This is a genomic window from Terrimonas ginsenosidimutans, from assembly GCF_022012415.1.
Classification (GTDB): Bacteria; Bacteroidota; Bacteroidia; order Chitinophagales; family Chitinophagaceae; genus Terrimonas_A; species Terrimonas_A ginsenosidimutans.
In genome coordinates this window covers 404671-429783 of sequence record NZ_JAKLTR010000003.1, presented here as the reverse complement: position 1 = coordinate 429783, position 25113 = coordinate 404671, and the positions used below count along the sequence as shown (strand labels likewise).

Below are 25113 nucleotides of genomic sequence, written 5' to 3'. Positions count from 1 at the left end.
TATTATTCAGTTTCCGGAGCATACTGTACTTTTCGGTTACCAGCCATAAGGCGCTTATCCCTGCGGATCTTATCCCAGTATTTCTTTGCCACCCACAGCATCCCAAAACTTTCCCCCTCTTGCTTGCCGAGGTGTTTATGATGCATCTTATGTGCCCAGCGGATGGCACGGACATACGTATTATTGCTGCGGGTAAACCACTTGAATCGTTGGTGAATGATCACATCATGCACCAGGAAGTAGGCAATGCCATAGGCCATGATGCCAAACCCGATCGCCTGCATCCACCAGATATCGCTATAAGTACCTTTAAAGATCAGGAAGATGCTGGGTATCGCAAATATGATAAAGAATGCATCATTCTTTTCGAAAAACCCCGGCTGCACCTGGTGATGATCTTTGTGCAGATACCACAGGAAACCATGCATCACAAACCGGTGCGTCAGCCATGTTACGCCTTCCATTGCGATGAATGTTCCGATCAATACTAATATGTAGAATATTACTAACATTGAGCAATCAGAAATTAAAAAGTCAAAATTCAAAGAAAAAAATCAGGCCCAGGAATGTTCAAACAAAAGTTTAATACAAAAAATCACTTTTCACTTTTCACTTTTAATTTTTACTTATACTTCCCTCTCCACCATTCTTCTATTCTCGGAAATGCTACCCGAAACCAGGCGGTGTATATCTCCGGCATGGATCCGATCGTTTCAGCAAGATATGACATTGGACGGTAAGCATAATCCAGCACTTCGTCTTCATTGATATCGATGGTGCCTTCGTATTCGCCGACGAATACATGATCAAATTCATATTCTGTCAGGCCATTATCAAAATCTGCTTTGTAAACAAAATCGAATACTTTCTGAAGCGGAAGATGGAAGCCCATTTCTTCCTGTAATCTTCTTTCAGCGGCAGCCTGTGTGTCTTCTGCAGGTCGTGGATGACTGCAACAGGTATTTGTCCACAAGCCTCCGCTATGATACTTATGAAGCGCCCGCTGCTGAAGCAGCAGTTCACCTTTTTTGTTAAATACAAAAACACTGAACGCACGATGCAGTAATGCCTTCTCGTGCACTTCCATTTTCCCGGCTGTTCCTAATTCCTTGTCCTGCTCGTCAACCAGGATCACTTCTTCTTCTATCATCGTAGCTGATTGCATTTGCCTGCAAATTTAACTATTAACGTGCCAACGTTAAAAACTGCTTTCCATTTCCGAAATGGAGCCTGTCTGTGGGGCAATGAGCCGCAGTTTATTTTTCAGGCCGGCTCTGAGGATTATCAATACTTTATGGTAATCAGGAATACGTACCCGCTGATGCAGTATCGTTGAAGGCTGCATCTTCCTGATCTTTCTGAAAAGGGATAAATAATATTTGTACGCTACATATACTCCAAACCTTGCCTTAAGCGGCAAATGGGTAATGCCACGGTAAGCTGCCTTGAAATCCTGATGAATATCTTCTTCAATGCGACGTTTATCTTCCGCCGTGAAATTATTGAAATCGCAACACGGAAAATACACACGGGCGAGACCGTTATAATCTGCCTGTATATCTCTGAGAAAATTCACTTTTTGAAACGCGGCTCCCAACGCCCGCGCAGGTGTTTTCAGTTTTTCAAAAGCTTCCTTTTTTCCTTCGCAAAAAACCTGCAAACACATCAAGCCAACTACCTCGGCAGAGCCATAGATATAGTCTTCATACCCTTTTTCATCATATACTTTCCGGTCAAGATCCATTTCCATACTGTGGAAGAATGCATTGATCAGGTCATGATCGATCTCGTATTGATTGACCGTGAGCTGAAAACTGTGCAGCACCGGGTTAAGACTGATCCCCCGCGCGATTGCAGCAAATGTTTCTACCTTAAATTCACTCAGCAAACGCTGTTTATCAAACTCATGAAAAGTATCCACTATTTCATCCGCAAGCCTGACAAAGCCATAAATATTACAGATCGGAGCACGCAGATCTTTATGCAAAAGCCTGATAGCAGATGCGAAAGAAGTGCTGTACGTCCTGGTAATATCCTGGCTACATGTTTGACTGGCCTCATGAAAAAGGTGGATCATCCCTTATAGTTTGATAAATGATTAAATTTTGGAAGTTATTACAGAGTTGATGCGTTTAAGATACGTTATATCAGGTTCAAAAATGGAGCCAGCTGACGATATATTTTTCTTGTTGAATGTTTCGGAATGGCCTGTTAAGATTACTTAAACACAACCGGCTGTATAGTGGAAATCATAGCTCCGCCGCAGCTGCTGCATTGATCATCCAGTGCAAAATATACACAGTTCAGGAAATCCGTTTCGCAACTTCTTTTGCCACCACTTCCCCACTGATCAGGCTTGGAGGAACGCCAGGACCCGGCACTGTCAGCTGACCTGTGTAAAACAGATTACTTACTTTTTTGCTTCTGCAAGATGGTCTGAAGATCGCTGTTTGTTTAAGCGTATTTGCGAGGCCATATGCGTTGCCCCGAAAGGAATTATAGTCATTTACAAAGTCAGAAACAGAATAAGACCGTTTGAACAGGATTGAATCAAGGAGAGATTGACCGGTGTGTTTTTCAAACCGGCCGGCGATAAGCTGGAAATATTTTTCGCGGACGGCTTCAGTATCACCCTCCAATCCTGATGCGATCGGAATAAGGAACACAAGAGCGTCTTTATCAACAGGCGCAACGGATGAGTCTGTCTGCGAAGGAATACTCACATAAAACAATGGTGAAGTCGGCCAGCGGGGAGTCTTGTAAATTTCCTGGCCATGCTGATCGAAAGGAACATCGAAGAATAAGGAATGATGAGGCAGAGGGTCCAGTTTTTTATCCAGCGCCACGTAATACAATAAACATGACGGAGCCATCACCCGCTTGTTCCAGTATTCAACAGAATACGAACGGTGAGCCTCACCTAACAGGCTCATTTCTGTAAAATGATAATCAGCTCCGCTGATCACAGCGTCGGCCGTGTACAGATTATCAGCAGAGGCAACGGCAGTCGCCTTTCCATTCTTCACTTTTATTTCCTGAACCGGTTCGCTGAACACAAACTTCACACCGAGCTCAACAGCCAGCTGATACATGGCTTCAACTACTGAATACATCCCACCCTGCGGATGCCAGGTGCCGCCTTTGATATCTGCATAATTCATCAGGCTGTACAAAGCCGGTGTTTCGGCGGGCAATGCTCCAAGAAAAAGAACAGGAAATTCCATCACTTGCCGAAGCCGCGTATTACTGAAGTATTTCTCTATATGCTTTTTAATGGAAGTAAAAACTTCCAGTTTAAAAATACCTTTGATGGCTTCCCAATCAATGAATTCCAGAATGGACAATCCGGGCTTGTATACCAGGTTCTGAATACCTACGCGGTATTTATAAGAAGCCCCATGCAAATAACGTTCAAGCTTTTCCCCGCTGCCTGCTTCGATCAGCTCAAATTCGTTTTTCAGTGCATCGAAATCGGCATGAAGGTCTGTAAAGCTATCACTCCAGTAAATACGGTAAGAGGGGTCCAGGCGATGAAGTTGGTAATAGTCACTTACTTTTTTGCCAAACTGTGCGAAGTATCTGTCAAAAACATCCGGCATCCAGTAAAAGCTTGGCCCCATATCAAAAGTGAAACCCTCATGGGAAAAACGTGCGGCCCTCCCTCCGGGCGATGCGTTCTTCTCCAATACAGTAACATCCCAGCCCTCTTTTGCCATAAATGATGCAGCAGAAAGACCTGCGAAGCCACTGCCGATAACGATCACTTTCTTTGGAGTTGACATTCAAGCAAGTTAAAGGTTTAAGGGTTTAAAAGTTTAACCGTTTTAAAGTTTTACGGTTTACAGTAGTGCTTGATCTATTGCGTTAAGAGATAGCAATGGGACCAAAAGAAAAGTTCAAAGGTTTAATAGCTTTCAAGCCTGAACTCAAACTTTGAAACTATTAAACTTTTGAACTTTTAAACTAAAATCTTCTGCGGACGTTTTGTTCCGTTAGAACCGATTCAGTCTTTCTTTGAGCAGTTTCCGCGCAAAGTGAATACGGCTTTTTACTGTACCGAGAGGTTCTGCCAACACGTCGGCGATCTCCTGGTATTTGTAACCGTCAAAATACAACTGGAATGGAACTTTGAAGATCTCAGGCAACTGATGAATAGCTGCATAAATTTCTTTGATCCTTAAATCGCTTTCCGCAGCGTTGCTGACAGAAGCCTGCTTCAAGTTGATCAGGTAATCATTCGAGGTATTATCAAAAATGGTCTTTTGTTTAGCCTTTCGACGATAGTCGTTGATAAAAATATTACGCATGATCGTGAACAACCAAGCTTTAATATTTGTACCTACATTATACTTCTCTTTATTTGCTAAAGCCTTGTATAAAGTCTCCTGGTAAAGATCATTAGCCGCCTCACTGTCCCTTGTCAGATTAATGGCAAAGGGCTTGAGAAAGTCGGCATTCTCAAGCAAAACCTCATTAAAATCTGTAGTGGGCATGTTTTGTTTAATTTTTAAGGCCATAAAGTTAAACAAAGTGTGTTTCGAAAAAAAATAATCTTTACGAGTTTAACATTCCTTTGGTTCTCAAAGCCTTGAAATAAAGTCCATCATTTCATGAAAACACCTTTTCAGCTCCACTCCTTCCGGGATCTCCCGATCGTATTCCTTTGTCGGATAACCAGATATGATCGTTTTAACTCCCGGCAGCCTGGTTTCGATATTGTTCACCAGCTTTTCCAGGTTTGCATGCTGAAAGCTGCTGATCAGGTGAACAAAAGCCAGATCGGGTTGCATGGTATCAGCAATACTGGCCACATCGCCCATCGGCACATTGGCGCCGAGGTAGATCACACGCATTCCCTGTTTTTTCAACAGGTAGCATAGAAAAAGCAAGCCCATTTCATGATATTCCTTTTCGGGCAGGAATAACAGGCAGGTTTTGCCTTCCGGATTGCAGGGTAGGCCATCGATCCCTACTATCAGTTTCTGGCGGATGATATTTGTTACAAAATGCTCCTGGGCCGGCATGATATGACCCGTTTGCCAGAGGATGCCGATCTTCTCAAGAAAAGGGAAAATGATCTGCAAAACACCATTTTCGATCCCGAAATTGCAGATATACTTGCTGAGGGTTGTTTCAAATTTATCAGTCTGCAGATCCACCATATCCTGCACGAGTTCATTCACGATGATCTCCTGCATTGCTTCACTGTCACGAAGTGATAATACCTTCTGACAGATCTCCTCCTGGCACATTTTGTCAATGTGTGAGATCTTATAGCCACATTTATTCAGCAGGGCGATATTGAGCAGCGTTTTTAGCTCCTCGTTGCTGTAATAGCGGATATTCGTACAGCTGCGCTGGGGTTTGAGCAGATTATAGCGCTGCTCCCACATACGGATCGTGTGGGCCTTGATCCCTGAAAGATTCTCCAGATCCTTTATGGTAAAAGCGCTCATAACCTGTATTACAAACTGGCAACAGAAAAGTTCAGCGTAGCCAGTCCAAAATTATTTAAAGTTTAGTATTCAATACCTTAGATGTATTCAACCAGTCCTTGAACTGGTGATTGGGCTGGTATTTCTTTAAGGCTTCGAGGTGGCCCGTATGATGGAGATCTGTACCTGCCATATCATAGAAATCGTTTTTCAGCAACCATGCCGCGAGGTCGCTGACTGAGCGTCCATATCCACCTGAAAGCGATAAAAGGTTCAGCTGAAAAAGACAACCGGCATCTTTAAGCTCCACGAAGAAATCCTTCTGATGCTGCAGGTATACATAGCGTTCAGGGTGCGCCAGGACAGGCTGATATCCGCTCATTTGCATTTCAAAAAGAATGTCTTTTACATTCAGCGGGGCAAAGGCCATCGAAAATTCGGTCAGTACCATATTTCCGCTGATCTTAAGTAAAGGCTCCTTTTTCTCCATCAGCTGCATCACATGTTCATCGAGAAAGTACTCTGCGGCAGCGGCAATTTCAATCCCGATGCCTTCCTGCTGCACCGCTTTGCGTACAAGATCAAGTTTCTCCTCTATTATGGAGCGTGTATTCTTGTACATATCCCACATAATATGTGGCGTAGTGATCAGTTTCTGATAACCCAGCGCTTTCATTCCCCGGATAAGTTCAAGCGAATCTTCAAGTGTTTTAGCCCCGTCATCTATTCCCGGAAGAAGATGCGAGTGCATGTCCACTTTTAAAGCGGAGAAGTCAAATTTCTCTTTAACGGATGATGATCTGGAAAATAACTTGAACATAGCTGACTGCTTAGCAGGATCGAAAGTATCTTAAAAGTTTAATAGTTCAACAGTTGAATAGTTTAAAGGTTTCAGAAGTTTTTGGGGATCGACAATCCCACCCCTTTACGGGGGCATTAGAGGCTGAGGCCATGGCACAGCCAAAATCGTGGAAAACCACCAAATACGCAAGTAAACTGGCTCTTGGAAGTAAGGATCAATAAAAAAGCCCACGATCACATCGTGGGCTTTCCCGGTATAATTTCCGCCATTTCCAGTAAAAGTCTGATCCGGCTTGCTGCTTATTTCGTCTTTGTCATTCCTCCAGACAAGCCTAACAGAACATGACCCGAAAGAATGAGTTTGGCGGATCTCTTTCCAATTTATCCTGCTTACTTCTGCATCCCTGGTATTAAAAGCTTCTTGGCGGCAGTGAAGGAAATATCCGATACACCAGTTCACTCTTTGGTGAAATGATCTGCCATGCTGTAAGAAAAAGGATCATGAAATCCGTATAGAAAGAAAAATGTTGCTGATACCAGACCTCTACAGCCCCCTTGTATGGCAATATCACCAGGCGGTAACATTCATGCGGAGGGAGTGAGCTCTGCGTAATGATCAGTTCTTCATCTCTGAATACAACGGACCCGATTCCTGTCAAACCAGGTCTCGCACGATATACTTTTTCTTTCATCTCATCTGAATATCTGTCAAACCCCGCCTTCATCAGCGGCCTGGGACCAACAAAAGACATGTCGCCTTTTAGGATGTTGATCAACTGTGGCAATTCATTCAGCTTGCTCATCCGGAGGAATTTGCCCATGAAGGTAACACGCGGGTCATTACGCGTGGTAACATCCCCTGAACCCATATTCGGGCTGTTCTTAAGCATCGTTGCGAATTTCCAGATGCGGAAGATCTTGTTGCGATACCCCACCCTATCCTGCAGGTAGAAAACTTCATGCTCGCCGGTCAGCAACAGCAGGATCACGATCGGAATGAGCAGTGGAGAGAGAATGATCAGCGCCAGCAATGAAAAAATAATATCGAAGAACCGTTTTATAATTGAATACATAGATCAGGATAAAGCTTGTTTTATCTCACGGACAACAATCTCCAATTGTTCATCAGTGATATTGGTTGAACTGGGTATACTCAGGCAGGTATTGTAAATATAATCAGCCGCATCTTTTTTGGTGATATAAGGGCAATCCTTATACATCGGCAGTTTGTTCATCGGCATCCAGAAGCGGCGGCTGAGGATCTTATTTGCATTAAGATGGTTCAGCAACTGTCCTTGCTTTTCGGTTTGTATGGTAAACAGCCAGCCATTGGCTTTTACCTCAGGAAGCTCCTGCTGAAACCGGATATCTGCAACGCCATTCAACTCATCTTTATAAAATGAAACAACTTCCTGTTTCCTTTCAAGAAAAGACGGCAGCAATTCCATTTGAGCTACACCAACAGCTGCAAGAATATTTACCAGTCTGTAATTATAACCCACCTCATCATGATAATATTCATCAGGACTGGCTTTCGCAGTTGTGGTAATGTGTTTAGCATGTTTTGCCAGTGCTTCATCGTCGGTAACGATCACGCCTCCGCCACCGGTTGAAATGATCTTATTTCCATTGAAGCTGAAACAGGCCAGAGGGCTGAATGTACCCGCATGTTTTCCCTTGTAGGTGGTACCCAGTGCTTCTGTCGCATCTTCCACAACAGGAAGCGGATACTTCGCAACAATGGACAAGAACCTGTCCATATCGCACATATTTCCCAGAATATGCACCGGCATAATAGCGCCGATACGGCGTCCATCTTTTTTATAGAATAACTCCTGTCCTTTCAGTTCTGTTTGTTCCGATAAAAATTCCTCCAACAGATCAAGGTCCATTTGCCAGTATGCAGGATCAGCATCGATCAGCAGTGGCTCTGCTCCAACATATTTTATTGAATTGGCCGACGCAACAAAGGTCAGGTTTGAAACGATGACATAGTCGCCGGTTTTCACTCCCGACAGCAGTAGTGAGATATGCAAAGCAGCTGTGCCATTCACGGCTGCCACTCCATATTTCGCGCCAGCAAAGTCTGCAACCATCTGTTCAAACTGGTTCACATAAGAACCAACAGAGGAGATCCAGCCTGTATCGAGGCAATCCTTTACGTATTTCCATTCATTACCTGCCATATTGGGCAGGCTTAGGGGGATCAGTTGCTGATTACTCATATACTTTTTTTCCTTGTTCGAGATACTCGTTATACCAACCAATAGTTTGTTTCAGGCCATCCTTCCAGCTTACTTCCGGTTCAAAACCGAGTTGTGTTCTTGCCTTTGTAATATCCGGGCAGCGACGGGAAACAGAACCCGGATACGTTGGGGCATTCTCATATTCCCCGTTGAAGTGCATGAGTTCTCCGGTGTAGTGGATGAGCTCTCCAATAGAGATCTCTTCCTGTGTTCCTATATGATAGATCTCACCGTTAGTATTTGGCTGTTCCATTGCCAGAACGGTTCCTTTTACCGCGTCAGTAATATAACAGAAAGCGCGTGTCTGATCATGCCCATAAACCTTGAACGGAGTTTCTCCCTGTCTGAACCGGATGGCCAGATGAGGGATCACATGTTTGAAGCCCATGCGCGGACCATAAACATTGTGGTAACGTACAATAGTCGTTTCTATATTCAACATGCGGCCATAGTTCAAAAACCCTGACTCGCCAAGCATTTTTGTCACGGCATAAGTGAACCTCGGATGCCCGATATCCTCGATACAAAGCGGCACCTGTTCAGGCGTAGGAATGGTGTAACCAAATGCATCCACTGTACCCGCGTAGCATTCGCTTGTTGAGGTGAAGAGTACCTTGCCTATTTTGGCGCGGCGCATCCATTCAAGTGTATTATAGATAAGAGCAGTATTGATGCGAATGATCTCATGCGGAATAGAATTGGCGTTATCAACACCCACCACAGATGCCAGCATATACAACTGATCATATTCCTCATCTAATTGATCATACGCTTTGGGGTCTGTATAATCTCCCGCGATCACTCTAACATTATGCTTGTTCACCAGTTCAGTGAAGAGTTCATCCTGCTTGCCTCTTGCAAAGTTATCAGCTATCGTTAACGAATAATCCCTGTTCTCGGCCAGGAACCTGGTTATATTAAATCCAATAAAACCTGCTCCGCCTAATAGTAAAACCTTTTTGCTCATGCTTGTTAGTTTATTGTTACGTCGAAATACCGCTTATGCGCTCACTGCGTTCAGATCGCCACGGCCGATCACGCGTACGGTATGTTTTTTTGATAATGTTTCAATATCCTCCCTGGTGAATACCCCGATGGTATCATAAATAAATGCGGGTTCCTGCTCCAGCAGTTGCTGGATCAACACGGGATTATTTCTGTAGTCTTTGTGGCCCGTTGTGACCACTATTACATCGTATGGCTCTTTCAACAGTGCCGGCAGATCCTGCGTCACATCCAATTTCCTTTCCTCCCAGTAAACAACATGCGGGTCATGCACAGTAATAGTGCATCCGGCCTGCTGCAACTGATGATAAAAACCATATACAGGTGTATACCGGGTATCGCCTACATCATTGAGGTAGCTGACGCCTAGCAACAAGGCTTTCTTTCCCGCGAATGAACCGGGGAACTGTGACCGTAAAAAATCAAAGGCATAGTATGGCATGCGGTCATTGATCCGTACGCCCGTTTCACTCTGATGCAAAGGTTCTTTACTACCGAAGAGATTCATCTTTGCCCAACTGGCCATCAAAGGATCTTTGGTAAGGCAGTAGCCGCCCACTCCAAGGCCTGGTAACATGATGTTCTTATGTGTTGGTCTCATCCGGATGGCATTCACCACTTCATAGATATCCACGCCTGCTTCTTCTGCAAAACGGCTCCATTCTACCATAAAGGCGATGTTCATCGCGCGATAGGAATTCTCGAGCACTTTCGCCATTTCTGTTGCATGTGTGATACCCAATCTTGTTAAAGGATACTCGTCTGTCCGGATAATGGTGCGAAGGAATTTCTCTACAGCATCCGCGCTCACTTCATCCACACCTGAATAAACACGGTAAAAATTTTGTATCGAGTCTACATACTTCGGCCCTGGCATTACTCTTTCATAAGAGTGTCCAACCCTGACCACATCAACAGGCAATCCTCTTTGCTGTAACTTTTCTTCGATCAGCGGTTTTACAATTTTTGCGCAGGTACCAGGAGGAACAGTTGTTTCAACCAGCACCAGCACATCCTGCAGGCAGTTATCACCAATGCTTGCAATGGCTTTCTTGAATGGAGTAAGATCCATGTCAAAACCTTTCAGCTCGCCATTTTCTACTGACTGCTTTTGTACATCCAGGTTAATATCAACAACGATCACATCTGCCTTGCTGTATGCATACGGATCGAATGTTGCATAGAGGTTCTTTTTCTCCCGGGCCTGTTTGTAAAAGATGCCGATCTTGGGATCGTCTGCAATGACCGGGAAGATGCCCTCATTAATAGATTTGATCTTCCACCAGGAAGCAGGCGAAGGCAGATCAACTCCGATCACCGCATACTCTTCCGTAAGCGCGTTTGCTACGACCAGGCTCATTACCGCACCAACAAAACCAAGCCCCTGTACGATCACCACTTTTTTACCCGGGTGCCCGGCTATGAACTGATCAATGCCTTCCTTATCTGAAGGATTCTCAGGGATATTATACTCTTTGCCTGTTATCGGGCTGATCGATTTCCGGACAATTGCTTCACTTGTCATACGCCTATTGTTAATTTAGACCTGCTCTGACGCAGGCTTTGCTTAAACGTAAAAAACTGGTTTTATCTTGCAGGATTTCCAAATATCTGTGCTCCATCGGGCACATCACGGGTAACGACGCTTCCGGCGCCGATCACCACACCTGTTCCAATAGTGATCCCCTGGCGGATCACAGAACTGGCTCCAATAAAAGTATTGTCCCCAACGGTCACATTACCGCAAAGTACAGCTCCCGGAGCAATGTGTACATACTCTCCTATCCTGCATTCATGCTCAATGATACTGCCGGTATTACAGATCGTTCCGGTCCTAACAACAGCCAGGGCGTTGATCACTGCTCCCGCTGCTACAAGCACACCATGATCTACCGTTGCGGAAGATGCGATAGTCGCCCCAGGATGGATCACCGTGATCGCCGGACGGTTCACTGCCGCTCCAACAAAATCACAGATCTTTTTGCGGATGGTATTATCTCCAACAGACGCAAAATAATCGCTGGCAGACAATTGCGCTGTTGCCTCCCTTTCCTTTCCAAGGTAAGCCAGGTCAAAAGGATTGTTTGTTTTCATTTCCTGATCGCAATAAGCGGTTACCCGCCTGCCCGAAAGCTGTAGTGCATCGATCACTACATAGGCATGGCCTGAATAGCCGATAATGACAACAGGAAGATCTTTTTCGCTCATTGGGTTATTTGTTCAGTAATTCGCGATAACGTTTTTCTATACGTGAATGGACTACACGCTGATCATAGTGATCATTTACTTTGTTATAAAGCCTGTCAGCATATTCCTTCATTTGCTGAGGACTTTCCACGGCCCGTTTCATCAGCCGGGCAAGCTGCTGCTGATCTTTTACGTCAAAGATCAATCCGGTTTCTTCATGCGTAACAATGTCAATATTGCCTTCTATCCGCGAGCAGATGATCGGGCAATTCATTGCACCGGCCTGCAACAGTACATTCGGAAACCCTTCCCTGTGAGAGGGGTGTATGAGTAGATGCGAAATATGCATGAAATATTCAACCTGTTCGTTCCATCCCGCCTGGATTATTCCCGGGTGGTCAGTGATCAGCCGGCGTGCCGCATCGGAGATCGGATCGAGCTCGTCCTCGAAAGCACCAACGAGTATCAGCCTGAGCTGATCGTTCGTTCTATATACTTCTTCAAAGGCATGCACCAGTTCGTCGATCCCTTTATCTCTTACAATTCTGCCCACGCTCAGTAAATAGAAAAAATCTGTATCATAGCCGATCAGCTTTTTCGTTTTCTCCAATTCCTCTTCTTTGAGTGCCGCCGCGGAAAACCGTCGCAGGTCGATCCCATTACTTGATCCTTCCCCGATCACTTCCAGTTTAGACGACCTGACAAGCTTGTTGTTCTGTATATAGTCTTTCAGTGAAAAACTGTTTGGCCAAACATGTGTTGCGGAGGACATGGTCAGTTTTTCCATGAAGACAAGTAATTTTCGGGTAAATCCCTGCGCCGTCATAAAACGAAGTCCGGCAACTGTATGTATTCTGACCGGCACGCCAGCAAGTTTTGCCGCAAGCATGGCGATCAGGCCGGCTTTTGGTGTGTGCGAGTGAACGATCTCCGGTTTTTCTTTCTTTAGAAAGCGGTAGAAAAGCCAAAGAGATTTGAGGTCAGCAAGAGGGGTCATCTTCCTGGTCATCGGGATGGTCTCGTAACGGCATTGCTCGTTGTTGATCACATCATTTTTCTCCCTGCCTTCACTACTTACCATCACAACGTCGAAACCGCTATCCTTCATGTACTTCATCTGGTTGCGCAGAAGATACTTTAAAGACAGCGGAGCTGTTGTAGTTCGGATCAATTTTGCCATCTAGCTTATGAAACATTGTCCCGTTGCAAAACGGGAGTGAGAGTTAATTTTATTTCAAATAGCACTTGCGATACCAGACTTCCAGCGCAAAAAGTGTCCAGATCATTTTTGCACGTTTTTCCTCACCGCAGTCAAGTTTTCTATTCCAGATATCCTCAATAAATCCAGGTTGTACAAATTGCCTGCAATATGCCTGCGGAGATAGTATATAATCCGCGATCATTTCTTTAAGCAGTCCGTCAATCCATTTCTTCAAAGGGATCTCAAACCCTCGCTTGGGTTGGTTGATCAGTTCTGCAGGCAGATATCTTTCTGCCAGTTTACGAAGCAGGAATTTGGTCTGACCTCTTTGTATTTTAAATTTATCAGGAAGAGAAGGAACATATTCAAGCAATTCCCTGCTTAAAAGAGGACTTCTTCCTTCAAGGGAGTGCGCCATGGTGGCGATATCCATTTTCACCAACAGGTCACCAGCCAGGATACTGTCAAAATCAAGGTGCATGATCTTTTTCAGGCCGCTTTCGCCGGATTGGTTCACCTTTTCAAAGTCTATCTGCACTTTGCGCAAATAGTTCAGGGAAGTGACCAGCCTGTTTTCATATCCTTCAAAGCTATCAATGGTTGCGGAAAGGTAGGCCGCCAGGCCATCCTTCCGTGCGAAGTCGATAAGCCGGTAGATATAGTTATACTTCGACTTCTTATTATTTGCCACGGGCATGATGTTATGCATCAGCCGGGCGGGATTTTTGACAATAAACCCTGAATTGAAGAAGTCAAATTTTGCGAATGGAACATACCGGCGATAGCCACCGAAAAGTTCATCGCCGCCATCACCATTAAGGATCACGGTGAGGTGTTTTCTTGCTTCCCGGCTAACATAGTAGCTGGGAATGGCAGAGCTGTCAAAAAAAGGCTCTCCGTAATTGCTGAGTATCTTTTCAATGTCGGTCGCGAGGGAGTCGAAGGAAATGCGGATCTCGTGATGATTGGTGCCATAGCGTTCGCTGACCAGCCTGGCAAGAGGGCTTTCATCATATTCTCCTTCGAAGGACACCGTGAAAGTCTTCAGTTTGTTATTGTATTGCGTGGCAATGGCCGATACGATACCGCTATCGATGCCGCCACTGAGGAAAGAGCCGACTTCCAGGTCGGAGGATTCAACCCTGCGTTTAACAGCCTGGTGGAGCATTCCATCAACTGTTTCTAATGCCTGGTCAAAGTTTTCTTCCCCTTGTTTTTTATAGATGGCGGCTATATCCCACCACTTTTGGAGCTTCACTTCAACCGTGTCAAGAGATATAGTGGCGATGCTGCCGGCGGGCAGTTCCCATACATTTTTGTAAGGTGTAGCTTCTTTGTAGAAATATCCCATTCGGACATATTGCCGGAGATGTTCCTCGTTAATGGATAGCTTTACCTGCGTATTGATCGCATTCAGTTCACTGGCAAATATCAGATGTCCGTCGTCTTTGTAATAGTAAAGTGGCTTTTTGCCCGCCCGGTCGCGGACGAACAGGAGTTCCCTTTTTTCCGTATCGAGGATGCATAGTGCAAACATGCCGTCAAATTCCTGAAAGCATTCTTTTCCAAGCCTGGCATAAGCGTGCAAGATCGTTTCAGTGTCTGAGCTGGTCTGGCACTGCAACTGATGCCTGGTCCTTATTTCCTGGTGATTATAGATCTCCCCGTTAAAAATGATGGTAAACTGCTGATAGTGCATCGGTTGGCCTCCGCCAGCCACATCAACGATAGCCAGGCGATGATGATGAAGCTCTACATTGCCTTTACGGTAGGTTGTTTGCTCATCCGGCCCCCGATGGTACATCGTTTTTGTCAGGGTTGGGATATCCAGAGCATAATTAATTGAACCGGCGATTCCACACATGAAATTAGAATAAACGTTTACTAAAAAAATACGAAGGAGAGAATTTACCGGATTTATCCATCACCAAAATAAATGTAAGAAGGTAAAATGAGACGCAAGGTAATTTATAGCGTACAAGCGCGCCGAAATTGGGTGTTGTGATACCAATAATTCCACCAAAGATCAGGCTGAAGGCAAAACAGAAGGTGATCACCGGGTCGGAAAATATTGTCCTGAAAGTTGTTCCAACCCCCAGCCTTCTGAAACACATGATCGTTAGCGCTGCAAAGGCCAGTGCTTCAAGTGCGGAGAAAAGCATGAGTGGCGAGCGGACATCCCAGGGGAAAGGGCGGAAGTAGGTGTTAACAAGTCCCAATGGGGCATACAGGATCAGGCCTATCCGCGATTTAGGAGCTCCATCTACGGCAAAATTTGATCCGCTGCCTTCATCCGTTCTGGAAAAAACATTCTGCTGGTGCTGGATCGCCGACACCAGATTCCCGGGCGAGAGTTGTGCATTCGCCTCTGTCTGCGCGACGCCCCGGATTGCAAACAGGGAAGCCACCAGCGCGAGGATCAAAAATGCTCCGGTCACAGCCTGCCGCATATCCTTCCGCTGGATCTTCTTTCTTTCCTGCAGGAAAAACCAGACGAAGAACCCTCCCAGTAGACTGAACAGAATATAAGGTTTCAGATTATACAGCAGGAAGGTCGACAACAGTATGTATATAACCGCCACGGTCATTTTCTCTCTTTTTATAAAAAGCGCATGGAGATAGTAGAGCAAAAAACCCATTGCACCAAGGCAGATTGGGTCCTTCAGTAAGGATACTCCCCAAAAAAGAACGGACGGCAGGAACAGGGTGGCGTACGCAATTTTTTTCACCAGGTGAGGGTACAGCCCTGCAAATAATTTGAAGACCTTCCAGGAACCGAGAAAAGCAAAAAAACTGATGCAAAAGGAAATACAAAGAAAGCTTTTATTAAAGATCAGGGAAAAAGGTAATCCGAGCTTTGATACCATATATGTACGCGACTCCAGCATATAATACCGGATCGACCACGATGAACTATAGTAAAAGTAATTGTACATCTTATCGCCCGGTTCTAATTGGACCTTCGAGTAGATCTCTTTTAGCACCGATTTATCATCAATAGCAGCGCGATGCATGTCCAATACACCCTGGTAATAGTTAAAGCTGTCTCCCATACCATAATAATATACCAGCACCAGAGTGTAGATGATCGCGCAGACAAACCGGATAGTCAGGGCGGGCATGATATACTTCGCCATTTCAGTATTCCGGTACTTTCGCTTCATAATAAAAGCAAGCAGATACAGGATCAGCAGGCATAACGGTGCGAGATAAAAATCAGCACCTGTCAGCATGTTATATGCGTTATATACGGGCATTGTTTCAGGATGGTCAGGTCAGAGGTACAGCTTTGTTCTCATGCATCGCTTTGTACACCCCTTCCATTTCATCTGTCATTCTTTTTAAATTAAAAAAACCGGTAAGACGCTTATAGCCGGCTTCACCATATTCGTGTATCGCATGTTTATCCTGCGCAAGTTGCAATATTTTTTCCGCCAGCCTGTCCTCATCTTTCAATGGAACCAGCAGGCCTGAAACACCATCTTCGATCACTTCGTTCATTGCAGGAACGTTAAAGGCCACAATAGGCTTCCTGTGCAACCAGCTTTCGAGAAGGATCAACCCGAAGCCTTCCCAAATGGATGTCACCACCGTGAATTGGCAGTTTTCCATTAACGAGTGCGGATTCGGCACATGCCCCATAAAAACCACTACATCCTCAAGATCATTTTCTTTGCTTAGTTGCTCAAGTTTGTTACGCAGCGGTCCATCTCCGGCAATGACCAACCTGAGATCCGGCCTGGTCTCTTTCACTTTTTTCCATGAACGGATCAGGTATTCATGTCCTTTGAATCCTACTAACCGGCCCGTTATTAATACGTAAGGATAGTCCGGGATCTGAGCCGAAGTATTCTCATGTACGGGCGGAGACAGGGTCAGTCCATAATAGATATTTCGTAATCGTGTCGGTTTCACAATATTTCCCTCCAGAAAAACATTGTACAAACCCTTTGAAATGGTTACGTTAAAATCTATCGCGCGACCGGCAATTCTCTCTATCCAGTAAAATGCGTCCTTTTTCAAAAAGCGGAAATCGTACCCGTGAACCGCCATATAGGCCGGGCTAAAACCATGTTTAACGCTAACCAGCTTCATCTTCCTGTGCAGAAAGGTCTTGACCATTGCCATCAAAAAATCCGCATGTACCAGGTTTGCCTGTACCAGATCATACTTATTGTCCTTGATAAGCGTTGCAACCTTCCGGACCAATAGTGGTGACACACTTTTGTGTCCGTAGATCTCATGGGTCTTCACTCCGTAGTCCGCCAGGTGAGACACAAAGGTCTTGTTGCGATGACCATGTACAGGGTAGAAGCACAACATTTCCACATCATAACCTCTCGCCTTAAGTTCCGGCAGTATCTGAAGCAGATATAACTCTGACCCGGATACTCCGTTCATTTTTTGAGCAAACAAAATTTTCATTATTAAAGATTTCTGATTTAAAGAATAAATCAGGTGGCTTTACGTGTAAGAAATCTGCTGACACGGTGCAGCATGGTGGAGGGAAGGAATAACAATAGGCGATATGCCACTAGCTTACCAGCAGTAAGCGTCTTTATTGGATAATGGTTCAATATAAACTTGAATAGTCTCTTAAATTCTTTCCGATCACCCTGAAAATATAGTGTGCGGAGTCTGTGTTCCAGAAAATAAAACAGCAATAACGCTCCATCAAAACTTCTTTTTGGCGTCTGATACACATAACCCGGTTCCACAAACAACCCAAGCTGTTTCATTTGTTCTATCTGAGGCGCTGCCTTGAGGGTTGCAAGTACCCGGCTGAAAATAAGCTGATTGTCAGTCAGGAATTTTTTATTAAACCCGCTCACTGATTTACTAGCAGCATGCAAACGGAAACGGGAAAACACATCTTCCACCTGCAAGATCTTATAATGAAGTCCAGCTCTTACAAAAAGATCAGTGTCCATCGAAAAATGAAGGGTTTCATCCAGTAAGCCTTGTTCGTCAAGCAGCTGTTTTCGATAAAAACTTGCTGGCTGCGGCATACAGATATGCGCGATATACCTGTTTTCGAGATCCGCTGTTGACAGATTGGTTGACGTAAAGGAAGTGATCCCTTCTCCAAAATATTCAATGCGACCATGGACGAGGGCAACATCTTTATGTTGATTAAAATACCCTGCAATAGCATGCAAAGATCCGGGCATCAATTGGTCGTCGCTATTGATCCAGTTGATAATATCTCCGGTAGCCCTCCTGAAACCCTTATTGATCGCATTACTTTGTCCAGAATCTTTCTCGGAGATCCAGTAAGTAATCCGGTCTTCGTATTTTTTTATCACTTCCAGGGTATTATCCGTGCTACCTCCGTCGATGACAAAATATTCCAGATGAGGATATCCCTGATCGAGAACAGATTTTATCGTATCCTCGATGTATTGTCCCTGGTTAAAAGAAGGTGTAACAATCGTAATCCGCGGATAGTTATCTGTTCTTCCTTCGAAGCTTGTCATGTTGAAATTTTCCTGTTGTAAACTGGGGCATCAAATCGAGATGTCTGCAAGTGTCTGCAAATCGAGAACCAATCTCTTTTGGTCTTGTTATGATCTGAGGCGATAAAATATTCTCCGAAACAGTTTTTCCAGACCAAGGAAAACCAGCGCTTTTTTCAGAAAGTCGAATGGCCCCCCACTTAAAAAAACAGTCTTCCATGACTTATCAACCATCAGCGTCAATCCCTTGATGGCTGTCGCATTATTCTCCCTGGCTTCCGCGTCGGTCAGAAGTGGCATGATCAGCTCTCTCATTTTCACTTCCTCCTTTCGCATATAAGATGGATCCTTGCTCATATTATCAGGGTGCCACCGTACAAGTGAATAAGTGTGCGGCGTATCGTGATATTGAAAATATGCATTCATTATAACACATTTCAAAAGAAAATGATAATCTGCGACAGCACTTATTTCATTTTCAAATAAGCCTACCTTATCAACGACACTTCTCCTGAAAAGAGTACTGCTCAAGTGAGAAAAATTCCCTTTCAGCACCTGCGCAAGAAAGCTTTTTCCATAACCACTTACCTTGGGCATCCATTCTTCGTTCTTTCCCCAATAGGTGAATTTACGGTCAGCTTCATCATACGGTCTTGTCGTGAAATACCGGATGCTTCCGTAAACAACATCGGTCTCAGGATTCTCACTAAATAGTCTTATCTGTTCTTCAAACTTTCTACTCTCCAGTAAATCATCTGCATCGAGGAATTGAACAAATGAACCCTTGATTTTCGAAAGGCCTCTGTTCCGGGATGTGCCTAATCCTCCATTAGGATATTTGTAATACTGTATGCGCGAATCCTTCTGAATATATGGTCTTACCACCTGTTCTGTATTGTCTGTAGAGCCGTCATCAATGATGATCAGCTCCAGATCCCGGAACGATTGATTACATACACTTTCTATAGTTTGCCCAATTAAATGGCCATAATTAAAACAAGGTATAATAACAGATATCATTTCTGTTCGGGTATTATAGCTTCCGCAGCTAAGTAGCCGGGCGCGGGTGTTTGATGGTACGTAAAATACTTCTTGAGATTAAGCAGAGGCTTTTCTATGATTATCCAGGACAGCCTTGACACTGCCAGTAATGCGGCAAAGCAAATTAACAGGAACAGGAAATCAGCTATATAGTATGGCATATACGCCGAAAGTTCAATATTCAGAAGGGAAAACACCTTGTATAGAAGTACTTTGACAAAGGGGTGATAAAGATATATTCCATAGCTGATCTTACCCATTTCTATAAGATATCTATTGTTCCAGATGAATCCCATCGCAGGTGTACGGCCCTGGTCATCGCGGTAAATGAGATGGGTCAATACAAAAAGAGCCATGATCCCGTCAAGGATCCTAAGCGTTACTCCAAACAGGGGAAGCAGGGACATCCAGATGGAAACGTAGTACATCAAAGCAAGCGGAGCAGCTACTTTCAAAACCGTATAAAGCTTTTTTATTGCTTTTACATTATTCACTTTTAACCATGCAAGGAAAGCTCCCGCGCCAAAAAGATGAAAGCAGGTCAGCGTGATCAGAAATCCATAATCAACATTTCTTAATGCGATATCACTTATGACACCTATCATAGTAAAAGCAATGATAATCACTACTGAGTATCGGCCGCGTATAAATAACAGTGCTGCAGGCCATATAAGATAAAATTGCTCCTCAACCGCGAGCGACCATAAATGCCCTCCTAATCCCTCCAGAGTCTTGATGTTGAAGAAATAGAAGTTTGTGGTATATGTAAAAAAATATGCAGCATTAAAATTAAGCCCCGGCATCCCTGTGAAAGCCAGTAATGCCAGCAAAATCACAACCATATAATATATGGGAAAGATCCGTAAGGATCGTCTTATATAAAAATTCTTAAAGATGGAGCCAGCCGATTGTACACCTGCATCCAGGGTCTTTTTATTTTCCAACAATATCCACGTGATCAAAAAACCGCTTAATACAAAAAAAATCTCCACACCAAATGCCGCAAAGCCAATTCTTGAAAGAAAATAACGCTGTGGCATCCAGTGGTTAAAGATCACCATACAAGCAGCGATAGCTCTTAGTGCATCAATTTGCTTAACGTACTTCATTGACTGCTATGCTTTTTATCCATGATACGTATTTTGCCACTCCCGAAGTAATCGAAGTAGCCTGCGTATAACCAAGTGAACTTATCCTTGAGATATCTGCACGCCATTTTAATGGATCTCCCGCCCGATTCACTCCTGAGAATACAAGTTCTCCTGAAAAGCCCAACTCTTTTGCCAACAGATTTGCCAGCCTGCTGATAGACACTTCTTCTCCGTTGGCGATATTATAAACAGACGCATTAAAATCTCCCTTTTCAAGCACGATATCCAGACAGCGTATGATATCATCAACAAAAATAAAATCACGGGTTTCCTGACCTGTACCAGAAAGATTTACCACCCCGGCTTTCGACTTCTGATAAATATCCCATAAGAGCTGCTTTTTCAAGCCGGGGCCATACGCGGAAAATATTCGTAGAGAGCAAACCTTTACCCCAAAAAAAACCGCGTATTCACTACAAAGAGATTCTGCCATCTGTTTATGTAATCCATAAGGTGATACAGGCGAGCATGGAGCATTTTCAGAGACCGGAATTGACAATGGATTACCATACACAGCAGCACTGGAAAGATTGATCAACCTGCATTCAGGCCTGTGTCTCCTTATTGCTTCAAGTATACGGCCGACATTATATGTATTCAGTGAGAAATCCCGCAAAGGATTAACGAGAGAGTCTGGAACACTTGCCGCTCCGCTACAATTAATACAAAAATCAAAATCGATTTTTTCAAAAGCAGCGTTGAAATCGCTGTTTGTTGAATCGATCAGTATATATCTTTTATCCGTATAGTCGGTAACCACATCGCATCCCCAACATTCAACATCTGGTTTTTGCGAGAAGTAATTCACCGCATGGCTCCCAATAAATCCTTTTGAACCTATAATTAGAATTTTCATTTACGCTTTTTTGGTCACGATAGTATTAAGCGTTTTCAAAAACGCGTTTCCGTAAGCTGCAATATCCTCCCTGTAATCATAAGCTATCAACACATTTGCAGACTGCGCATCTGCAATGCTTCCGCAAAGCTGATCCTCATTTGCTGCATTAAATAACCGGTACCATGGATAGGTTTGCAGCTGTTCACGATGAACTTCAAGATCAGATGCTATGATTTTTACGTTCAGAGATTTTGCATCTTCAATGACGGTGCTCCAACCTTCAAATAATGATGGTTGAATAACGGCTACTGATCTCTTCATCAACTGCAACTGATCTGCTCTGCTGATAAATCCCAAAAAAAGTACTTCCTTTTCGATAGCGAGTGTTTTGGCAAGGGCTTTCAGGTCATCGATATAAGTCGGATTCCGATAGTCGCGCTCTTTTCCGGTAAATACAACCTGAACAACCTGTCCTTTCGCCTTCAGCGAGGCAACAGCCCTAAGAACCATTTCATGATTCTTATGTTTCCAGAACTGATTGCTGCACAAGAAATAATTTTTCGCTACACCATACCGGTTGAGTACATCATCATTACCTTCCGGGAAACCGGTGTTGGTAACAGCAAATGGCAGAACATATTGGTTAAGCCCGTTAGAAGGATAGATCTCGTTAAAATTGTCTTTTGCAGAATGGCTACTAAAAACGATTTCCCGACCAATTTCCACGATTTGTTTCTGTATGTTTTTCCGCTTATCTATCTCCTCCCTGGAGAAGAAACCCGGAAGATAATGTTCCTGAAAATCAGCGATCCAGAAAAGACGATTTTTACAGAAGGAAAATGACACACCCGCCGTTGCAGGAAAAACAAGATCGATACCTGTGTAGACGCGAAATATCGTTTTGCCTATTATATTCTTCCAAATAAACGCCGGAGTGAAATTATTAATGATCCTTTCCGCCAGTGTAAGTTTCCTGTATCGCAGGTAGGCATATTTAGTCACCAATGCAAGTTGATCAAAAGCTTCTTTGTTCGTTGTAACGATGAGGACTTCCGGCTTCTGATCATCTTTCAGCGTATTCAATGCTGAAATGAGGTTTTGAATATAATAAGTACTCCCTATCCAATTTTCATTATAGCTATACAGGATAGCAACTTTTTTTCGCATCACTTTTTTTTATAAACTTACCGGCGATTAATCACTTCCGGTTTAGAAAAGTCAAAGATTAGGGCTGCTTTTCCCGATCATCGCGGTTAGCGCAGAAAAGTCATTTTCTTTCTCGTAAACCTCTTTACGGGCTAGAATCTCCGCAGGTTCAAAGAGGCTGAAATCAATCTTCATTAACAATGAAATCACTTCAGGTTCGAAGCGATATTTCACTACACGTGCAGGGTTACCCGTCACAATAGCATAGGCAGGTACGTCTGATGCAACAACCGCCCGTGCTCCTATGATCGCTCCTTTTCCTATTTTTACTCCGGGCATTATGAACGCCTCCGTTCCGAACCAAACATCATCTTCTACCAGGATCCTCCCTTTCGACCAGGTTTCAACAAAATGAATATCTTCAAATTTTGCACGGAAAGGGTATGTTGTAAATCTTTTATAAAAATGATTACCTCCGAGGAGAAATTTAACTCCGGCTGCTATCGAAACATAGTGCCCGATCTCAAGACCTTCATTTTTCTCCCCATAGCTTATGATATGCAAATCTCCATAACTATGTTTTCCGACAATTACTTTCTCCCGCGGGAAAAAGGTGCTTGCAATAGTATAGTTATGTGCATTGGCAGAGCGCCAGCTTCTGCGATGGGCTGTAAGCTGTAAATATCTCTTAACCTTGTCGTAAATGATCCCTATCACTTTGTTGATTGATTTATCAGATACTGATTGAAGAAACATCTTCAATCAACTGTACTTTGTGCGGGTCAGTTGAAAAACGCTTGTACATTAACCTGAATAGCCTTTTCCCTAACAGTCGGTATGCCCATTTGAACGCAACCGCAGCAGAAGGTTTTTTCTTTATTGCATTTCCAATATCCAGTAGTCGTTCCAGCACTTTCCCGTCATTTATATTATTCTGGCAAATAAACTGGTGTATCCTGGTATTAAAAGCCCGGGAAATCTCTTTTTTATATACCGGGTATAATAAACTTAGATCCTGTAGAACAAACAACGATTGAAAGATCACCTGCCGGTCATGCGCAGTAGCGGAATTCGCAGCCAGCCTGTAATACGCAAGAGAATCTTTTAAAGCGAAGAAAGAATAGCCTTCCAGCAATAGCTTTAGCCACAGGTGAAGGTCTTCTGCATTTTGTAATTCTGTTCTTTCGGAAAATCCGTTCACCTGCTCTATTGCAGTTCTCTTTGTAAGAACTGTAAGAATCGGGATGCGATTTGTCTCGAGAAAGTAGGCAAAGTCATGACTCCCTTTAAAATTTCCAGGCTGCACGCTCATTGAAAACGAATGATCTTTATTTTCCTGGAATGCATGCGCGTCGGAAAACACCAGGTCAACCATTTCTTTGTTTATGAGATCCACCTGTATCGCCAGTTTGTGAGGAACCCAAAGATCATCCGCATCCAGAAATGCTATGTACTCGCCTCGGGAGTTGCGGATACCATTGTTCCTTGCCTTTCCCTGTCTGCCATTTTCCTGGTAGATATACTTTATGCGTTCATCTTTCTCAGCAAATTTTTTTATTCTTTCTGCCGTTGCATCAGTAGAACCGTCATCTATGATGATCAACTCCCAGTACTGATACGTTTGCGCAATAACGGATTGTATCGATTCTCCAATAAAAGCGGCCGCATTATACGCTGGCATGATCACTGAGACAAGACGACTGTTCATATTCACTTTCACAACCTTGTTTTCATACATTTTTTTTAACAGGATCTATGTTATTCTTACACAGGAGGAATACTCCTTCAGCTAATGCGGTCAACTCCGGCGCCAATCCTTGCCTTCACAGCATTTTTCGCATACCGCAGGATATAACCACTGTATGCCAGATAGAACCTGATCTTTTCGATGAATGAAGCTTTTTTCAAATGACGACGGGAAAGCATTTTCCATTCAGGCATGAAATGATTAAATCCTCCGCCTGTTTTTGATTCATTATGGATAAGATAATACGAAAAAAGTGTACCGCTATATGTGAACGTATAGTCCTTTGTAAGACGAAGCCACAGATCCATATCCATTGCGTACTTCAGGTTTTCATCAAGCGGAAGTACTTTCCGCATAAGATCACCAGCGACAAAAATGGACGGTTGCGGGGGTAAAAAGTCGTCTTTCCAATAACGAAGCATTGATTCGAAAGTTGTAACCTCCGGTTTGACCAACCGGTCAGCAGCCACATTACTTTCATTATGGAGCATGCAATCACCGATCACGAGTTTTACTGATGGATCGCTAAACGCTTGGGCTACTTGCTGAAAAACGCCCTTTTCATACCAGTCGTCCGAATTTATCCAGGCATAAATATCACCTGTAGCTTTTGCAAATCCTTTGTTGAGTGCATCAGTCTGGCCTTTATCACGTCCGCTGGACCAATATGTCAGATGGTCTTCATATTTTTTTATGATCTCAACGGTCTGATCTGTACTCCCTCCGTCTATGATGATATATTCAAGATTAGGATATTGCTGATCTAATACTGAGCGAATGGTTTTTTCAATATACTGCCCCTGGTTAAAAGAGGGCGTTATGATAGAAATTTTAGGCGTCACAGGATCTTCATTTGCGT

At 43.8% G+C, this 25113-nt stretch carries 24 protein-coding genes; all 24 read right to left on the bottom strand.

Going from position 1 to position 25113, the window contains the following annotated elements; all coding sequences use genetic code 11:
- Nucleotides 1–2 precede the first annotated feature (2 nt).
- Nucleotides 3–512 carry a sterol desaturase family protein gene (locus LZZ85_RS06885; RefSeq protein ID WP_237870004.1) on the bottom strand — a complete coding sequence of 170 codons (510 nt, stop codon included), beginning with the start codon at nucleotides 510–512 and terminating at the stop codon, nucleotides 3–5.
- Between the two features lie 110 nt (nucleotides 513–622).
- Nucleotides 623–1165, bottom strand: a complete 543-nt coding sequence (gene idi, locus LZZ85_RS06880) for an isopentenyl-diphosphate Delta-isomerase (protein WP_237870002.1) — start codon at nucleotides 1163–1165, stop codon at nucleotides 623–625.
- Nucleotides 1166–1198: 33 nt separating this feature from the next.
- Entirely contained in the window at nucleotides 1199–2077 is an 879-nt protein-coding gene (locus LZZ85_RS06875; protein WP_237870000.1) for a phytoene/squalene synthase family protein, read from the bottom strand.
- Nucleotides 2078–2303: 226 nt separating this feature from the next.
- Nucleotides 2304–3782 (bottom strand): phytoene desaturase family protein, encoded by a 1479-nt coding sequence (locus LZZ85_RS06870; RefSeq protein WP_237869998.1) that lies wholly within the window; start codon nucleotides 3780–3782, stop codon nucleotides 2304–2306.
- Between the two features lie 210 nt (nucleotides 3783–3992).
- Nucleotides 3993–4493 carry an RNA polymerase sigma factor gene (locus tag LZZ85_RS06865; protein WP_237869996.1) on the bottom strand — a complete coding sequence of 167 codons (501 nt, stop codon included), beginning with the start codon at nucleotides 4491–4493 and terminating at the stop codon, nucleotides 3993–3995.
- 87 nt (nucleotides 4494–4580) lie between these two features.
- Entirely contained in the window at nucleotides 4581–5456 is an 876-nt protein-coding gene (locus LZZ85_RS06860) for a MerR family transcriptional regulator (RefSeq protein ID WP_237869993.1), read from the bottom strand.
- Nucleotides 5457–5511: 55 nt separating this feature from the next.
- Nucleotides 5512–6255, bottom strand: a complete 744-nt coding sequence (locus LZZ85_RS06855) for a tyrosine-protein phosphatase (protein WP_237869991.1) — start codon at nucleotides 6253–6255, stop codon at nucleotides 5512–5514.
- Nucleotides 6256–6646: 391 nt separating this feature from the next.
- Nucleotides 6647–7309, bottom strand: coding sequence for a sugar transferase (locus LZZ85_RS06850; protein ID WP_237869989.1), 663 nt, complete (start codon nucleotides 7307–7309; stop codon nucleotides 6647–6649).
- Between the two features lie 3 nt (nucleotides 7310–7312).
- Entirely contained in the window at nucleotides 7313–8461 is a 1149-nt protein-coding gene (locus LZZ85_RS06845; protein ID WP_237869987.1) for a LegC family aminotransferase, read from the bottom strand.
- Nucleotides 8454–9449, bottom strand: a complete 996-nt coding sequence (locus LZZ85_RS06840) for an NAD-dependent epimerase/dehydratase family protein (RefSeq protein ID WP_237869985.1) — start codon at nucleotides 9447–9449, stop codon at nucleotides 8454–8456. The genes LZZ85_RS06845 and LZZ85_RS06840 overlap by 8 nt, the downstream gene beginning before the upstream one ends.
- 33 nt (nucleotides 9450–9482) lie before the next feature.
- A complete protein-coding gene (locus LZZ85_RS06835; RefSeq protein ID WP_237869983.1) occupies nucleotides 9483–11012 on the bottom strand; it encodes a nucleotide sugar dehydrogenase in 1530 nt (509 codons plus the stop codon).
- A gap of 62 nt (nucleotides 11013–11074) precedes the next feature.
- On the bottom strand, nucleotides 11075–11695 hold the full coding sequence (locus tag LZZ85_RS06830) for an acetyltransferase (protein WP_237869981.1): 621 nt from the start codon (nucleotides 11693–11695) through the stop codon (nucleotides 11075–11077).
- A 4-nt stretch (nucleotides 11696–11699) separates the two neighbouring features.
- The gene (locus LZZ85_RS06825) at nucleotides 11700–12854 is read right to left on the bottom strand and encodes a glycosyltransferase family 4 protein (protein ID WP_237869979.1); all 1155 of its coding nucleotides are present in this window, start codon (nucleotides 12852–12854) and stop codon (nucleotides 11700–11702) included.
- A gap of 49 nt (nucleotides 12855–12903) precedes the next feature.
- On the bottom strand, nucleotides 12904–14739 hold the full coding sequence (gene asnB, locus LZZ85_RS06820; protein ID WP_237869977.1) for an asparagine synthase (glutamine-hydrolyzing): 1836 nt from the start codon (nucleotides 14737–14739) through the stop codon (nucleotides 12904–12906).
- Between the two features lie 4 nt (nucleotides 14740–14743).
- Nucleotides 14744–16132, bottom strand: coding sequence for a hypothetical protein (locus tag LZZ85_RS06815; RefSeq protein WP_237869975.1), 1389 nt, complete (start codon nucleotides 16130–16132; stop codon nucleotides 14744–14746).
- A 13-nt stretch (nucleotides 16133–16145) separates the two neighbouring features.
- A complete protein-coding gene (locus LZZ85_RS06810; RefSeq protein ID WP_237869973.1) occupies nucleotides 16146–17300 on the bottom strand; it encodes a glycosyltransferase in 1155 nt (384 codons plus the stop codon).
- A gap of 29 nt (nucleotides 17301–17329) precedes the next feature.
- A complete protein-coding gene (locus LZZ85_RS06805; RefSeq protein WP_237869971.1) occupies nucleotides 17330–18352 on the bottom strand; it encodes a glycosyltransferase family 2 protein in 1023 nt (340 codons plus the stop codon).
- Nucleotides 18353–18439: 87 nt separating this feature from the next.
- Nucleotides 18440–19351, bottom strand: a complete 912-nt coding sequence (locus LZZ85_RS06800) for a glycosyltransferase family 2 protein (protein ID WP_237869969.1) — start codon at nucleotides 19349–19351, stop codon at nucleotides 18440–18442.
- Nucleotides 19348–20481: an acyltransferase family protein gene (locus tag LZZ85_RS06795; protein WP_237869967.1), complete on the bottom strand. Its 1134-nt coding sequence runs from the start codon at nucleotides 20479–20481 to the stop codon at nucleotides 19348–19350. Before LZZ85_RS06795 ends, LZZ85_RS06800 begins: the two co-directional genes overlap by 4 nt.
- The gene (locus tag LZZ85_RS06790; protein WP_237869966.1) at nucleotides 20468–21379 is read right to left on the bottom strand and encodes an NAD-dependent epimerase/dehydratase family protein; all 912 of its coding nucleotides are present in this window, start codon (nucleotides 21377–21379) and stop codon (nucleotides 20468–20470) included. The genes LZZ85_RS06795 and LZZ85_RS06790 overlap by 14 nt, the downstream gene beginning before the upstream one ends.
- Nucleotides 21380–22528, bottom strand: a complete 1149-nt coding sequence (locus LZZ85_RS06785) for a glycosyltransferase (RefSeq protein ID WP_237869964.1) — start codon at nucleotides 22526–22528, stop codon at nucleotides 21380–21382.
- Nucleotides 22529–22579: 51 nt separating this feature from the next.
- On the bottom strand, nucleotides 22580–23224 hold the full coding sequence (locus LZZ85_RS06780) for a CatB-related O-acetyltransferase (RefSeq protein WP_237869962.1): 645 nt from the start codon (nucleotides 23222–23224) through the stop codon (nucleotides 22580–22582).
- Nucleotides 23225–23240: 16 nt separating this feature from the next.
- Entirely contained in the window at nucleotides 23241–24245 is a 1005-nt protein-coding gene (locus LZZ85_RS06775) for a glycosyltransferase family 2 protein (RefSeq protein WP_237869960.1), read from the bottom strand.
- 47 nt (nucleotides 24246–24292) lie between these two features.
- Complete coding sequence (locus LZZ85_RS06770; protein WP_237869958.1) at nucleotides 24293–25096, bottom strand: glycosyltransferase family 2 protein; 804 nt, start codon at nucleotides 25094–25096, stop codon at nucleotides 24293–24295.
- Nucleotides 25097–25113: the final 17 nt, after the last annotated feature.

What these genes read in the sequence shown, in the direction of transcription:
- LZZ85_RS06885 (WP_237870004.1), bottom strand. Translation starts at nt 512, where the DNA reads ATGTTAGTAATATTCTACATATTAGTATTGATCGGAACATTCATCGCA.
- idi (WP_237870002.1), bottom strand. Translation starts at nt 1,165, where the DNA reads ATGCAATCAGCTACGATGATAGAAGAAGAAGTGATCCTGGTTGACGAG.
- LZZ85_RS06875 (WP_237870000.1), bottom strand. Translation starts at nt 2,077, where the DNA reads ATGATCCACCTTTTTCATGAGGCCAGTCAAACATGTAGCCAGGATATT.
- LZZ85_RS06870 (WP_237869998.1), bottom strand. Translation starts at nt 3,782, where the DNA reads ATGTCAACTCCAAAGAAAGTGATCGTTATCGGCAGTGGCTTCGCAGGT.
- LZZ85_RS06865 (WP_237869996.1), bottom strand. Translation starts at nt 4,493, where the DNA reads ATGCCCACTACAGATTTTAATGAGGTTTTGCTTGAGAATGCCGACTTT.
- LZZ85_RS06860 (WP_237869993.1), bottom strand. Translation starts at nt 5,456, where the DNA reads ATGAGCGCTTTTACCATAAAGGATCTGGAGAATCTTTCAGGGATCAAG.
- LZZ85_RS06855 (WP_237869991.1), bottom strand. Translation starts at nt 6,255, where the DNA reads ATGTTCAAGTTATTTTCCAGATCATCATCCGTTAAAGAGAAATTTGAC.
- LZZ85_RS06850 (WP_237869989.1), bottom strand. Translation starts at nt 7,309, where the DNA reads ATGTATTCAATTATAAAACGGTTCTTCGATATTATTTTTTCATTGCTG.
- LZZ85_RS06845 (WP_237869987.1), bottom strand. Translation starts at nt 8,461, where the DNA reads ATGAGTAATCAGCAACTGATCCCCCTAAGCCTGCCCAATATGGCAGGT.
- LZZ85_RS06840 (WP_237869985.1), bottom strand. Translation starts at nt 9,449, where the DNA reads ATGAGCAAAAAGGTTTTACTATTAGGCGGAGCAGGTTTTATTGGATTT.
- LZZ85_RS06835 (WP_237869983.1), bottom strand. Translation starts at nt 11,012, where the DNA reads ATGACAAGTGAAGCAATTGTCCGGAAATCGATCAGCCCGATAACAGGC.
- LZZ85_RS06830 (WP_237869981.1), bottom strand. Translation starts at nt 11,695, where the DNA reads ATGAGCGAAAAAGATCTTCCTGTTGTCATTATCGGCTATTCAGGCCAT.
- LZZ85_RS06825 (WP_237869979.1), bottom strand. Translation starts at nt 12,854, where the DNA reads ATGGCAAAATTGATCCGAACTACAACAGCTCCGCTGTCTTTAAAGTAT.
- asnB (WP_237869977.1), bottom strand. Translation starts at nt 14,739, where the DNA reads ATGTGTGGAATCGCCGGTTCAATTAATTATGCTCTGGATATCCCAACC.
- LZZ85_RS06815 (WP_237869975.1), bottom strand. Translation starts at nt 16,132, where the DNA reads ATGCCCGTATATAACGCATATAACATGCTGACAGGTGCTGATTTTTAT.
- LZZ85_RS06810 (WP_237869973.1), bottom strand. Translation starts at nt 17,300, where the DNA reads ATGAAAATTTTGTTTGCTCAAAAAATGAACGGAGTATCCGGGTCAGAG.
- LZZ85_RS06805 (WP_237869971.1), bottom strand. Translation starts at nt 18,352, where the DNA reads ATGACAAGCTTCGAAGGAAGAACAGATAACTATCCGCGGATTACGATT.
- LZZ85_RS06800 (WP_237869969.1), bottom strand. Translation starts at nt 19,351, where the DNA reads ATGATATCTGTTATTATACCTTGTTTTAATTATGGCCATTTAATTGGG.
- LZZ85_RS06795 (WP_237869967.1), bottom strand. Translation starts at nt 20,481, where the DNA reads ATGAAGTACGTTAAGCAAATTGATGCACTAAGAGCTATCGCTGCTTGT.
- LZZ85_RS06790 (WP_237869966.1), bottom strand. Translation starts at nt 21,379, where the DNA reads ATGAAAATTCTAATTATAGGTTCAAAAGGATTTATTGGGAGCCATGCG.
- LZZ85_RS06785 (WP_237869964.1), bottom strand. Translation starts at nt 22,528, where the DNA reads ATGCGAAAAAAAGTTGCTATCCTGTATAGCTATAATGAAAATTGGATA.
- LZZ85_RS06775 (WP_237869960.1), bottom strand. Translation starts at nt 24,245, where the DNA reads ATGTATGAAAACAAGGTTGTGAAAGTGAATATGAACAGTCGTCTTGTC.